Annotated in this window: 14 protein-coding genes; 8 read left to right on the top strand and 6 right to left on the bottom strand. The window is 63.8% G+C overall.

All coding sequences use genetic code 11. From position 1 onward, the window contains the following. Window positions 1-208 precede the first annotated feature (208 nt). On the bottom strand, window positions 209-700 hold the full coding sequence (locus AUR66_RS07685) for a hypothetical protein (protein WP_058571875.1): 492 nt from the start codon (window positions 698-700) through the stop codon (window positions 209-211). Between the two features lie 73 nt (window positions 701-773). Here AUR66_RS07685 and AUR66_RS07680 point away from each other — a divergent pair, with 73 nt between their 5' ends. The 3 genes from AUR66_RS07680 (at window position 774) to AUR66_RS07670 (ending at window position 3,571) form a co-directional block, all read left to right on the top strand. Further along, entirely contained in the window at window positions 774-1,190 is a 417-nt protein-coding gene (locus AUR66_RS07680) for a hypothetical protein (RefSeq protein ID WP_331456991.1), read from the top strand. A gap of 220 nt (window positions 1,191-1,410) precedes the next feature. Next, entirely contained in the window at window positions 1,411-2,658 is a 1,248-nt protein-coding gene (gatD, locus tag AUR66_RS07675) for a Glu-tRNA(Gln) amidotransferase subunit GatD (protein WP_058571874.1), read from the top strand. Between the two features lie 4 nt (window positions 2,659-2,662). Then, entirely contained in the window at window positions 2,663-3,571 is a 909-nt protein-coding gene (locus tag AUR66_RS07670; protein WP_058571873.1) for a GNAT family N-acetyltransferase, read from the top strand. Window positions 3,572-3,602: 31 nt separating this feature from the next. On the opposite strand, the gene AUR66_RS07665 is transcribed toward AUR66_RS07670, so the two are convergent. Together AUR66_RS07665 and carA are read right to left on the bottom strand one after the other, a co-directional pair. Next, window positions 3,603-4,628, bottom strand: a complete 1,026-nt coding sequence (locus AUR66_RS07665) for a sensor histidine kinase (protein ID WP_058571872.1) — start codon at window positions 4,626-4,628, stop codon at window positions 3,603-3,605. 149 nt (window positions 4,629-4,777) lie between these two features. Beyond that, on the bottom strand, window positions 4,778-5,860 hold the full coding sequence (gene carA, locus AUR66_RS07660) for a glutamine-hydrolyzing carbamoyl-phosphate synthase small subunit (protein ID WP_058571871.1): 1,083 nt from the start codon (window positions 5,858-5,860) through the stop codon (window positions 4,778-4,780). Between the two features lie 97 nt (window positions 5,861-5,957). Between carA and AUR66_RS07655 the strand changes: the two genes are divergently transcribed. The 4 genes from AUR66_RS07655 to AUR66_RS07640 all read left to right on the top strand — a co-directional run bounded on the left by AUR66_RS07655 (window position 5,958) and on the right by AUR66_RS07640 (window position 8,200). Beyond that, entirely contained in the window at window positions 5,958-6,371 is a 414-nt protein-coding gene (locus AUR66_RS07655) for an Lrp/AsnC family transcriptional regulator (RefSeq protein WP_058571870.1), read from the top strand. 91 nt (window positions 6,372-6,462) lie between these two features. After that, entirely contained in the window at window positions 6,463-7,032 is a 570-nt protein-coding gene (gene idi, locus AUR66_RS07650) for an isopentenyl-diphosphate Delta-isomerase (protein ID WP_058571869.1), read from the top strand. Further along, window positions 7,019-7,438: a desampylase gene (locus tag AUR66_RS07645; RefSeq protein WP_058571868.1), complete on the top strand. Its 420-nt coding sequence runs from the start codon at window positions 7,019-7,021 to the stop codon at window positions 7,436-7,438. Before idi ends, AUR66_RS07645 begins: the two co-directional genes overlap by 14 nt. 63 nt (window positions 7,439-7,501) lie before the next feature. Further along, a complete protein-coding gene (locus AUR66_RS07640; RefSeq protein ID WP_058571867.1) occupies window positions 7,502-8,200 on the top strand; it encodes an SDR family NAD(P)-dependent oxidoreductase in 699 nt (232 codons plus the stop codon). A 29-nt stretch (window positions 8,201-8,229) separates the two neighbouring features. On the opposite strand, the gene kynU is transcribed toward AUR66_RS07640, so the two are convergent. After that, window positions 8,230-9,510 carry a kynureninase gene (kynU, locus tag AUR66_RS07635; protein WP_058571866.1) on the bottom strand — a complete coding sequence of 427 codons (1,281 nt, stop codon included), beginning with the start codon at window positions 9,508-9,510 and terminating at the stop codon, window positions 8,230-8,232. Between the two features lie 83 nt (window positions 9,511-9,593). On the opposite strand from kynU, the gene AUR66_RS07630 reads away from it, so the two are divergent. Next, window positions 9,594-10,574 (top strand): alpha/beta hydrolase, encoded by a 981-nt coding sequence (locus AUR66_RS07630; RefSeq protein WP_058571865.1) that lies wholly within the window; start codon window positions 9,594-9,596, stop codon window positions 10,572-10,574. A gap of 48 nt (window positions 10,575-10,622) precedes the next feature. Here the strand turns inward: AUR66_RS07630 and AUR66_RS07625 are convergent, their stop codons facing one another. Next, a complete protein-coding gene (locus AUR66_RS07625; protein WP_058571864.1) occupies window positions 10,623-11,033 on the bottom strand; it encodes a DUF5518 domain-containing protein in 411 nt (136 codons plus the stop codon). Window positions 11,034-11,137: 104 nt separating this feature from the next. Then, window positions 11,138-11,712, bottom strand: a 575-nt coding sequence (locus tag AUR66_RS07620) for an AIR synthase-related protein (protein WP_269432570.1), incomplete at its 5' end; no start/stop codon positions are given.

Here is an 11,712-nt window from a genome sequence, read left to right as displayed (position 1 = left end):
CCGACGAGCACCGCCGAGAGCGATAACTCGGAACGGGTCTGCGCGTAGCTAGCAACTGTAAACGGGAGCGAAAGCAGGCCACCGACGAGCGCGTACCGCCACGTATCGGGGAGCTTCTGGAGGGAGGAACCAATTCGGGTCATGTGTCTCAGTTGTTGTCACTGAAGAAACGGTTCTCTACCGTCAAGTAATCACCGCCACGCCCCGGCTACACCTCTCTCGTCAGGCCGTCTTTCAAATCGCGTCCGAAGTAGTGGCCGACGAGTCCGGCGAGGGCACCGCTGAGCGCACCCACACCCGCGATTGCAAGCCCGTAGTCCGCGAGCAGCGAGACGGCGAACGGTGCAAACACCGAGAACAGCGTCGAGAGGACGAACGCGAGGCCCGCGGCGATAGCGCCCGCGAGGCCGATTTCGACGTACCGACGCTTCGACCCGACGAGTCCGAGGAGGAATCCGACTGCGGCGATGCCGACGAACCGCCCGATGAAGCCGACGATGGGGATTGCACCGCCAACGAGGAGGCCACCGATAGAGAGCACGAGGGCGACGAGGAACGTCCGGAGGGAGAACAGGCCGCCGAGACGACCACCACCGCGTTTCGAGTCCTTCGTCGGCGTCGATTCGTCCTCGTCGAGATTCAATCCAGCGAGGATGTCGTCGACGGACCGCTCAGACTCCTTTTGGTCCGACCGTTGCATATCTGCTAGGTCGTCTGCGATGGTGATGGCTCTTGTGCCGGGCGTGGTGGTGAGCACTCACAAGACACTTGGTATGTCAATTGAATTTGACGACGTGAAACGCAGACAGGTTCTCGCTGTTGCTGGCTCACTTGTCGCGTTCTCTGGTTGTACGGGTGGTGCATCCACACGAAGTCCCGAGAACGACGTTGGCACGACGGACGAATGCGGCTCGTACCAACTGTGTGAGGGCTCCGAGATGCTTCGGGTATTCGTGAGTTCTGCGTTCTCTGGTGAGGTTGTGCTCGACGCGAGGTGCCGAGACGAGGAATTCGAGATACAACCGGGCGAAGGCAAAACCCTCAGACGCGACGTTGATGCCGAAACCTGTGACGTTACCCTGTACGTAGACGGCACAGAAGCCTACAGCGACACCATTCAAGACTACGAATCGACGACGTTACGAGTCAATTCAAGTGGCGACATCGACGAAGAGACAGTAGAAGTGTAGCAACTCTTGGGCCGGTTACCTGACCCATCGTCATATTGAGTCGACTAGATGGGCCACTTTGCGGAGGTGTCCCGGACAGTACGGTCCAGTTATCGTACCGAGAGGCGAGCAACGCGAGCCTCTCGGCCTTTTTCCCTCCAGGTTTTTGTCGGAGGGGTGGCTCAGCCACCCCTCCGATAAAAAGGTGGGTTTGAAGTCTGCCCCCGCGGTATCCCGCGATATGAACGCAGGGGACCGTGTCCGCGTGACCAGCGCGGGCGTCACGAACGAAGGCGTCTTGATGCCTTCCTCCACCGACGAGTACCTCGTCGTCAAACTCGACGGCGGCTACAACGTCGGCATCGAGCGCGCCGACGCGGACGTCGACGTACTGGAGACAGACGTCTACGACATCGAAGACGCACAGACCGACAGCGACGGAACCTCCGAAATCGAGTTCGACGAAGACCTGCCGACCATCTCACTCATCTCCACTGGTGGGACCATCGCGTCGACAGTCGACTACCGAACGGGTGCCGTGACGGCGCAGTTCGACGCCGAAGACGTGCTTCGCGCCGTGCCGGACCTCGCCGGGCGCGCGAACTACCGCGGGCGCGTCGTCGCTAACATCCTCTCGGAGAACATGACGACCGACGTGTGGGTCGACCTCGCGGAGGCCATCGCCGAGGAAATCGAGGCGGGTGCCGACGGCGTCGTCGTCATGCACGGCACCGACACGATGCAGTTCTCCGCGTCGGCGATGTCCTTCATGCTCGACACGCCCGTCCCCATCGTCTTCACGGGCAGTCAGCGCTCTGCGGACCGTCCGTCGTCGGACAACGTGATGAACGCCGTCTGCGCCGTCGAAGCCGCGAAGGCCGACGCCGCAGAGGTCATGATTTGTATGCACGCCTCGGAGTCCGACGACGTGTGCGCCCTCCACGAGGGGACGCGCGTCCGCAAGAACCACACCTCGCGGCGCGACGCCTTCCAGACTATCGGCGCAAAACCGCTCGGCGAAGTCGACTACGAGGCCGAGGAAGTCACGTTCCGCCGGGACTACACCGCGCGCGGCGAACAGGAACTCGCGCTCTACTCCGACCTCGAATCCGGTGTCGAACTCGTGAAGTTCACGCCCGGCATGGACCCCGCCGCACTCGACTACCTCGACGACAAAGCGGGCCTCGTCATCGAGGGCACGGGTCTCGGGCACATCCACACCGACCTCATCCCGCGAATCGAGGAACTCGTCGAGGACGGTACCGTCGTCGTCATGACCTCTCAGTGTCTCGAAGGCCGCGTCTGTGACCGCGTCTACGACACCGGTCGTGACCTCCTCGACGCAGGCGTCGTCGAAGCAGGAGACACCCTCCCCGGAACCGCGAAAGTGAAACTCATGTGGGCGCTCGCGAACCACTCGGACCCGGCAGATGCGATGGGTCGGAATCTCGAAGGCGAACTGACCGAACGCTCCGTCCCGTGGGAGTAACCTGATGGAGATACGACCCGCACGACCCGAGGATTACGACGCAGTCGTCGCCTTCACCCGCGATACGTGGGCAGACCGCGGCGGGTCAGACTACATCCCCGACATCTACCACGAGTGGATAGAACCCGGCGACGCCGAACAGGCGACCCTCCTCGTCGATATGGGCGACGAGACGCCTTCGGACGAGGTTGCGGCCATCGCGCAGATGGTCGTGCTCTCGGAGTACGAAGCGTGGGCACAGGGAATGCGCGTCGCACCGGACTACCGCGAGCAAGGCCTCGCGACCGAACTCACGCACGCCCTCTTCGACTGGGCGCGCGACCAGGGTGCGAAACGAGTCCGGAACATGATTTTCTCGTGGAACGTCCCGAGTCTCGCCAACGCCCGACACGTCGGATTCGACCCCGGCATGGAGTTCCGCTGGGCAACACCCGACCCCGACCCCGACGCGACACCGACCCTCTCGGTCACCGACGACGCCGACGGAGCGTGGGCGTTCTGGACCAACAGCGAGATGCGAACCGAACTCTCCGGACTCGCCCTCGACGCCAACGAATCGTGGGCCGTCTCCGAACTGACCCGGTCTCGACTGCACGACGCGGCGGCAGACGACCGACTGTTCGTCGTCGGCGACGACAGAGTCCGCGGGTTCACCTACCGCAACAGGACGTACTCGCGCGAACTCGACGACGAAGGAGAAGTGACGTGGGCCGAGTACGCAGTCGCCGCGTGGGACGACGGGGGCGCCTGCACTGCGCTGATAGACGCCATCCGGCGCGACGCGGCGGCGGTCGGTGCCGACCGAACGCGTGTCCTCGTCCCCGAGGGCGTCAAGTGGGTCTCAGACGTCTCTGTCGCGCGGAGCGACGTGGCGGAACAACCGACGTTCGTGATGGAAGCAGACCTCTCGTAATCACCATCAGCACGCACGTGACGTGTCGTCGTCACCGCCACGCGATGCCGCGAACTTCGAACCGGGCACCGCCGAGTTCTGACTCGGTGATGTCGAGCGTCCACCCGTGCAAGTCGGCGATACGTCTGGTAACAGAGAGCTCGACCGAGTCGTAATCGACACCTAGCAACTGGTCTTGTCCCGTCGCGGCACGCTCCTCCTCAGTGGGACGTGGGCCGTCGTCGTCCACGTAGAACCCGTCTATCGTCGCTCCCACGACGATTTCCGATGGGTACCCCGGAACAGAGCTCCGGCGGATACAGTTCGCAAAGAGTGAACTGAGGAGGAGTCCGAAGAGGTGTTCGTCTGCGGCGAGGACACCCCCACCAACCACACGGAAGTCGATATCGTTCCCGGCCTCGACGTCTTCCCACTCGGAATCGACGTACTCGCGGAAGTCGACCGATTCGAGTTCGAGCGTCGCCACCTGGTCGGCGAGCGTGACGCTCTGCTCGATGATGGTGTCGATGCGCGAGAGTATCTTCGTGAGCGACGACGCGTCAGGACCGTCTTTCGCCACGAGTCGGCCTGCTTTCTCGATGGCCGTCGTGAGTGGTTCTTTGAGCTCTTTCGAGAGGACGTGCGCGAGCATCGCAAGGTGTTGGTTCTTCTCGTTGACTTGCAACTCTGCGAGTCGGCGCTCGGTGATGTCGAGGTGCATGACGAGGACGAATCGCCCGTGTCGCGGTGTATCGAAGGGAACAGCCCGCATCATGAACCATCGGTAGACCGTTGGCGAATGGCACGGGTACTCGATGGCGAACAGGTCCTGTTGGCCTCGGAGGAGCGCGCGAATGCCGTCGGCGACGAGACCCGCAGTCTCGTCCTCGTCGCGGGCAGCCTCGCAGACAGCGAGATAGTTGACGCCAAGCGTGTCCACGTCACCGACGAACCCGTTCGCTTCCGCGAACGCTCGCCACGCGCGATTCGTGTAGACGATATCACCACGAGCGTCGAGAAGCGCCACTTCCGCTGGCAGTTCGTCGAATCCGCGCTCGATGAGCGATGCGTCCCCCATGAGAGTATAGACGTGTCCAGCGTGCTTGACAGTACCCCTCACAGAGTGACTCGATTAATACGCCAAACCACCCGACGGTGCTGCTACTCGTCGTTTGGATAGAAAGTGGTTCGCAACTGGTAAGAACCGTGGATTATCGGTCGGTGCGGTCAGTCCGAGGCGACGACGCGCCGCTTACGGCCATTTCCCTCTCCGTCCGCCATGGAGAGGACGTCGTCGAAGAAGCCGAGTGAGTCGTGGGGACCGGGGTGGGCCTCGGGGTGGTACTGACGCGTGATGACGCTCAGTTCCTCGCTTTCGAGGCCTTCTGCGGTGTCGTCGTTGACGTTGACCTGCGTCACGTCGAGTTGTTCGCCGGGGTCTGCGACGGTGTAGCCGTGATTCTGGGTCGTCATGATGACTTTCCCAGTGTGCAGGTCGCGGACGGGTTGGTTCACGCCGCGGTGGCCGAAGGCCATCTTCTCGGTGGTGCCGCCGAGTGCGCTCGCGACGATTTGTTGGCCGAGACAGATGCCCGCGATGGGGACGTCGCCGGCGAAGTCTTCGACGAGTTCGCGGGTCGCAGTGAAGTTCTCCGGGTCGCCGGGGCCGTTCGAGATGAACAGCACGTCGGAGTCGAGCGCAGACACGTCGTCCGCCGTCGCGTCGTACGGGACGACGTGAACCGTCGCGCCGCGTTCGACGAGTGAGTCGACGATAGACTGCTTCGCTCCACAGTCGACGAGCGTGACCGTCGTGTCGCCGTCACCCTCGTAGGTCGTGAGTTCGGGCGTCGTGACCTGTGCGCCGATGTCGACGTGTTCGCTCATGCCCTTGCACTTCGCGAGTTCTTCTTTCGCGGCTTCCGGGGTCGCATCCTCGCCGACGGCGATTCCGACCTTCATCGCGCCCTCTTCACGAATCGACGTCACGAGGTCACGGGTGTCGATGTGGTCGACCGCCGGGACGCCCTCGTCGGCGAGCCACTCGACGACGTCGTCGGTGAACTCGCGGGCGACGGCGGCGCGCGGGTGGACCCGGTCGGACTCGAATCGCTCGGCTCGGACGCCGTAGTTCCCGATGAGGGGGTACGAGAAGGTGAGGACTTGTTCTTCGTACGAAGGGTCGGTCAGACTCTCTTCGTATCCGGTGTATGCGGTCGTGAACACGAGTTCACCACGTGTGCGTCCCGGAACGCGACCACGCGCTTCGACGACGCGGCCGTCTTCCAGGGCCAGATAGGCGTCCGACATTACGAGAAACGAACGGAACCGGGGTGCATAAGTGTTGCTTTCGAAGCCGAGTTACGAAATTCGTAATCGGTAAGTCGCTGGGGACGGCACGTGGGGTATGGACGAGTTGGACCGACGCATCCTCGACATCCTCCGACGGGACGCACGGACCCCGAACACGGAGATTGCGGCGGAAGTCGGGACGTCAGAAGGGACGGTCCGCAACCGCGTCGAGCGACTAGTCGACGAAGGCGTCATCGAACGATTCACGATTGCGACCCGCACGGGCAACCTGAAGGCGATGATAGAGGTGACCGTCGCAGTCGACGTCGATACGAACGACGTGTCGGAACTCATGTCCGAGTGGAAGGACGTCGACTTCGTCTGGCAGGTGTCGGGTGAAGAGGACATCGTCCTCGTCGTGGACGCCGCCGACACGCGCGCGGTCAACGACCTCATCACGCGGGCACGCGAGCACGACGACGTGAAGAGTACGAAGACGCGCTTGATTCTCGACGAACGCCTCGGGTGACGCGAGACGGCCGGCGCGCGACCAGACTGCGACCGGGTCGGGCCTGTCCCGCATCGAAGCATAATTGACCCCCGCCTCCGACGAGACGGACATGAGCAATGCAGCGGCCGACGAGGCCACGGAACTCCACAAGAACGCAGCACAGGACGTCATCGCCGTCGACTCCGACGACAATCCGGAGGGGACCGTCAACCGACTCGACGCGCACACGGGCGACGGCATCCGCCACCGCGCCTTTACCTGTCTCGTGTTCAACGAGGAGGGCCAACTGCTCCTCGCACAGCGCGCACCGAACAAGCGCCTGTGGGACACCCACTGGGACGGCACCGTCGCTTCTCACCCCGTCGAAGGGCAGTCTCAAGAGGAAGCGACCGAAGAGCGACTCGAAGAGGAACTCGGCATCACGCCCGACCAGTACTCCGACCTGCGCGTCACGGACAAGTTCGAGTACAAGCGCTACTACGAGAACGCCGGCCTCGAGTGGGAGGTCTGTGCCGTCCTGAAGGTCACGCTCGAAGACACCAGTCTCGACCCCGACGAGGACGAAATCGCGGGGATGCTCTGGGTGGACTACGAGCACCTCCACGACCACCCCGAGTGGTACCGTCAACTGCGTCTCTGCCCGTGGTTCGAGATTGCGATGCGCCGTGACTTCGAATAACGTAACGCTCGCGTCACACGCCCGCGACGAGATACTCGCTCACGCTCGCGAGGGTGCCGCCGAAGTCCCTCCCGAAGAAGTCTGTGGCGTCCTCGTGGGGGACCACCGAGCAAACGCTATCTCTGCCACACTCCCCGTTTCGAACGTCGCCGCCGACCCGCGGGTCGCCTACGAACTCGACCCCGCAGAGACGGTCTCAGCCTTCGACGACGTCGAATCGAGAGGAGACGACGTGGTCGGATTCTACCACTCACACCCCGAGTCGGCACCGATTCCGAGCGCTGCCGACCGCGCACAGGCGTCGTGGCCGGGGTACGTCTACCTCATCTGCAACCCGGACGGGCGACTGACCGCTCACGAGTGGACCGGCGACGAGTTCCGTGAAGTCGAAGTCGTCGTCGACTGAGTCACACGCGCCCGGTCACTGATTTTCGGTGAGAATAACCGCCCCGAGTGCTCAGGCAGTCGTATGGAACCCGACGTGTACGACGACCTCGACGGGCAAGTTGCGCTCGTCACCGGCGCGAACCGAGGTATCGGCCGCCAAATCGCCGAAAACCTCCGTGACCTCGGAGCGACGGTCTACGCCGGGTCGCGCAGCGTCACGAACGAGACACCAGAGGGAACCGAACGCGTCCTCCTCGACGTGACACAGGAAGGTGACATCGAAGAGGCCGTCGACGGCATCTTCGCCGCCGAGGGCCGACTCGACATCCTCGTCAACAACGCCGGAATCGGTGAATTCGACAACGATATCGTGGCCGAACCGACGGACGCAATCGACCGAACCCTCGCCGTCAACCTGCGCGGACCGATGTTGATGTGCAAACACGCCGTCCCGCTTCTCCTCCAGAACGACGGCGGGCGCGTCGTCAACGTCTCCTCCGGCATGGGCGCACTCCAAGAAGAGCAATCCGGCGGGTCGCCGTCGTATCGAATCTCGAAGACCGGCATCAACGGCCTCACCGCCTACTTAGAAGGCCAGTACGGCGACGACGGCCTCGTCGCCAACTCGGTCTGTCCCGGATGGGTCCGCACGGACATGGGCGGTGAGAACGCCTCGCGGTCCGTCGAGAAGGGTGCCGAGACGCCGACGTGGCTGGCGCAGTTCAAACCCGGTAGTCCGTCCGGGAAGTTCTGGCGCGACAAGCGCGTCATCGACTGGTAAGCACCGTCCACTGTCCGTTCTCCTCGGCCTCACGTCACCCCACCACTTCGCGTCTCGAACTGTTCGTATTCCTTTCCGTCCAGTATCTCACGCAGATGCTCTACGGCCCGAAACACGTCTTCGAATCCGACGTAGGCCGGCGCGGGTGCGACGCGAACCACGTTCGGCGGGCGGAAGTCGACGACGACACCACGTTCTTTCAGCGCGAGGCTGAGACGGTACGCTTCGGGGTGTTCGATGGCGACGTGACCGCCGCGGGCCGCCGGGTCGCGTGGGGTTCCGACCTCGCACTCCGGCAGTCGCTCGTCCACGAGGTCGATGAGGAACTCGGTGAGCGCGAGCGACTTCTCGCGGAGTGCGGCGACGCCGCCAGCATCCTCCACGACGTCGAGTGTGCCGTCCAGCGGTGCGGCGGCCAGGATGGGAATCGTTCCAATCTGGAACGCGCCGGCCGAGTGCGCCGGGTCGTAGGTGAGTGCCATGTCGAACTGCGTCTCTTTGTCGTTGCCCCACCACCCGGCGAGTGACGGAGAGACACCGAAGTGCCGTTCGTTGACGTAGAGGCCGGCGATAGCACCGGGACCGGCGTTGAGGTACTTGTAGTGACACCAGACCGCGAAGTCGACCCCGATGGCCGACAGTTCGTGCGGAATCACGCCGACCGAGTGCGCGAGGTCGAACCCAGCCAAGGCGCCCGCGTCGTGTGCCGCATCGGTGATGGCCTCGATGTCGAACAACTGGCCGCTCCGGTAGAGGACCGACGGGAGAAACACCATCCCCACGTCGTCGTCGATGGCCGCGAGCACGTCTTCTGTCTCGATAGTCCGGCCGTCTCGGCTCTCGACGACGCGGAGGGCTTCGTCGGGGTCGACACCGCGCTGACGCAGTTGCGCCCGAATCGCGTAGTGGTCCGTCGGGAAGTCGAGGGCGTCGACCACGATTTTCTCGCCGCGTTCCGGGTCGTAGAACGTGCCGACGAGCGTGTGGATGTTGACCGTCGTGGAGTTGGCGACGACGACTTCCTCGGGACCTGCGCCGACGAGCGGTGCGAGTCGGTCACCGAGTCGTTCGCCGTAGGTGAACCAGTCGGGGTCGGCGTCGGTCCACCCGTGGATGCCGAGTTCACGCCACTCGCCGACGACGTGGTCCAGCGCCGCTTCGGCGTCTACCGAGAGTGGCCCGAGCGAGTTCCCGTCCATGTACAGTTCGCCTTCGGGGACGTGAAACCGGTCGCGGAGGTCCGAAAGTGGGTCGGCGGCGTCCATCTCGCGGGCACGGTCGAGTGTCGGTGTGTCGCCCTCGTCGTTCATGACCGCGAGTTAGTCGCTCGGCGCAAGTATGTTTGCGGACCGTACGGCGTGGTGTTTTTCACGCTCGCCTGCGCGCCTCAGATATGGTTCTCTTCGGCGACGACACGTCTCCCACAGGTGATGGTGCTGTGTCCGCGACGGACACGCTCGACCCGCAAGCGCAGGCAGTCGTCGACGACGTCGAACGACTCGGCATCCCAGAGTGGTCCGCACTCGGTGTCGAGAGCGCGCGACGCGTCGAAGACGAGGTGTTCGCCGCGACAGACGCCCCCGACGTCGCGCGAATTACGAACTTCGCAATTCCCGGACCTGCCGGCGAGATTCCGCTTCGAATCTATCATCCAGCCCCCGGCGAGACGCGACCGGCCCTCGTCTTCTTCCACGGAGGCCTCTGGGCGATGGGGACGCTCGACTCCATCGACGGCGTCTGTCGACGTCTCGCGACGCGTTCAGGGCGCGTCCTCGTCTCCGTGGACTACCGACTCGCACCGGAACACTCGTTCCCGGCAGGCCTCGAAGACTGTGTGCGGGCGACCAAGTGGGTCGCTGACAACGCGGCCAGCATCGGTGGGGACGCCGACCGACTGGCCGTGGGCGGAACGAGCGCAGGCGGGAACCTCGCGGCAGCGACGTGCCTCCACGTCAGGGAGTTCGGCGGGCCGACAATCGAGTCGCAACTCCTCTTGTACCCGATGACCGACCTCTCCAGCGACCACCAGTCACTCTCCGAGAACGCCGACGGCCCACTGCTCACTCGCCGCGACGTACTATGGGCGCACGAAACCTACCTTCGGTCGCCGGTCGACCGGCACAATCCGTTCGCGGCACCGCTTCGGGCCGACTCACACGCCGACCTGCCGCCGGGGTACGTCGTCACGGCCGGATTCGACCCGCTTCGAGACGAAGGTACAGCGTACGCGACAGCCCTCGAATCGGCGGGTGTCGACGTCGTCCACGACCACTATCCCGCGATGCCACACGGGTTTCTCAGCTTGACGGCAAGTGTCGACGTCGCAGACGCGGCACTCGACAGCGTCTCGGATGCGTTGAAAGACGGTATCTGAGCGACGCTCGGAAGGTGGTCGCAGTGAAGAAGTCGAGAACCAAGACAGTCACGCCGCTGGTTGACTGGTCTCTTCGGCCTCCTCGCGAGGGTACATGCCTCCGATGAGACCACCAACTGTCGCGGGAATCGCGTGGAGGAGCGCGAACAGGAGGAACGTGAACGCGAGGCCGAAGGTTGCGAACACCCCTCCCAGAGAGAGGCTGAAGAGCGAGACGAACAGACCCACCACGACGAGCACCGCGATGGCGGACAACGCGGCAATCGACCCCGCGAGGAACCCATTCCACGCACCACTCACCCGTCCGCTATTGGCGTAGTAGCCTGCGACCCACCCACCGACGAGTCCACCGACTGCACCCCCGAGGATAGCGAGTTGTGCGGCGAGCGATGCGACCAACGAAAAGAGGAGTGTGACACCGAACCCGAAGGCGACTGCTCGCCACTTCGTTACGACCATGACGGCAGAATGTATGGTCGGAGATAGCATCAATCGTGTTCACTGATTGAAAGAAATTCCAGATACCGTGACACAACGTGTCGGTCGAGGTTCGGGGTGGCGTCTTACTCTCCTGTCGCCGACGTGGCGAGTCGTTCGTATGCCTCCCACGACGGGTCTACGTCAGGGTGCTCGATTCGCTCGCCGTCCACGACGACGCCTTCGCCGTCGACGACAGTCCCCGCGACACCGACGGGGGTTCCACGAGCCTCGAGTGCCGCAATCACGTCGTCGGTGACGGACGGGTCGAGTGCGACGACGAGCGTCCCGGCCGTCGTCGAACGCCACGGGTCGATGTCGAGATAGTCGCACACGTCGCGGACGGCCGGCCGGAACGGGATGCTCGACTCGTCGATTTCGAGTTGGACGCCGGCGCTCTCTGCAATCTCGTTGAGTGCGCCGTGGACGCCACATTCGGTCGCGTCGTGCATCGCGTGGACGTTTCGACCGCCAGCGGCCGAGACGGTCATCGCGTCGCGGACGGCGTCCGTCTCGTCGAGGCGTTCCTGTGCGGTTTCGAGGACGTCGGCGTCGAGGCCGTCGAATCCCTCGGGGAAGAGCGTCGTCAAGAGACCTGTCGTCTCGACGGCGGGGCCTTTCGTCACGAGTACGTCGTCACCGGGGCGGGCACCGTCGGGGC

Origin of the sequence: Haloferax profundi, from assembly GCF_001469865.1 — an archaeon.
Classification (GTDB): Archaea; Halobacteriota; Halobacteria; order Halobacteriales; family Haloferacaceae; genus Haloferax; species Haloferax profundi.
Note: the sequence above shows the minus strand (reverse complement) of the source record. Positions and strands in the feature narration are given on the sequence as shown.

What these genes read in the sequence shown, in the direction of transcription:
- AUR66_RS07685 (WP_058571875.1), bottom strand. Translation starts at nt 700, where the DNA reads ATGCAACGGTCGGACCAAAAGGAGTCTGAGCGGTCCGTCGACGACATC.
- AUR66_RS07680 (WP_331456991.1), top strand. Translation starts at nt 774, where the DNA reads ATGTCAATTGAATTTGACGACGTGAAACGCAGACAGGTTCTCGCTGTT.
- gatD (WP_058571874.1), top strand. Translation starts at nt 1,411, where the DNA reads ATGAACGCAGGGGACCGTGTCCGCGTGACCAGCGCGGGCGTCACGAAC.
- AUR66_RS07670 (WP_058571873.1), top strand. Translation starts at nt 2,663, where the DNA reads ATGGAGATACGACCCGCACGACCCGAGGATTACGACGCAGTCGTCGCC.
- AUR66_RS07665 (WP_058571872.1), bottom strand. Translation starts at nt 4,628, where the DNA reads ATGGGGGACGCATCGCTCATCGAGCGCGGATTCGACGAACTGCCAGCG.
- carA (WP_058571871.1), bottom strand. Translation starts at nt 5,860, where the DNA reads ATGTCGGACGCCTATCTGGCCCTGGAAGACGGCCGCGTCGTCGAAGCG.
- AUR66_RS07655 (WP_058571870.1), top strand. Translation starts at nt 5,958, where the DNA reads ATGGACGAGTTGGACCGACGCATCCTCGACATCCTCCGACGGGACGCA.
- idi (WP_058571869.1), top strand. Translation starts at nt 6,463, where the DNA reads ATGAGCAATGCAGCGGCCGACGAGGCCACGGAACTCCACAAGAACGCA.
- AUR66_RS07640 (WP_058571867.1), top strand. Translation starts at nt 7,502, where the DNA reads ATGGAACCCGACGTGTACGACGACCTCGACGGGCAAGTTGCGCTCGTC.
- kynU (WP_058571866.1), bottom strand. Translation starts at nt 9,510, where the DNA reads ATGAACGACGAGGGCGACACACCGACACTCGACCGTGCCCGCGAGATG.
- AUR66_RS07630 (WP_058571865.1), top strand. Translation starts at nt 9,594, where the DNA reads ATGGTTCTCTTCGGCGACGACACGTCTCCCACAGGTGATGGTGCTGTG.
- AUR66_RS07625 (WP_058571864.1), bottom strand. Translation starts at nt 11,033, where the DNA reads ATGGTCGTAACGAAGTGGCGAGCAGTCGCCTTCGGGTTCGGTGTCACA.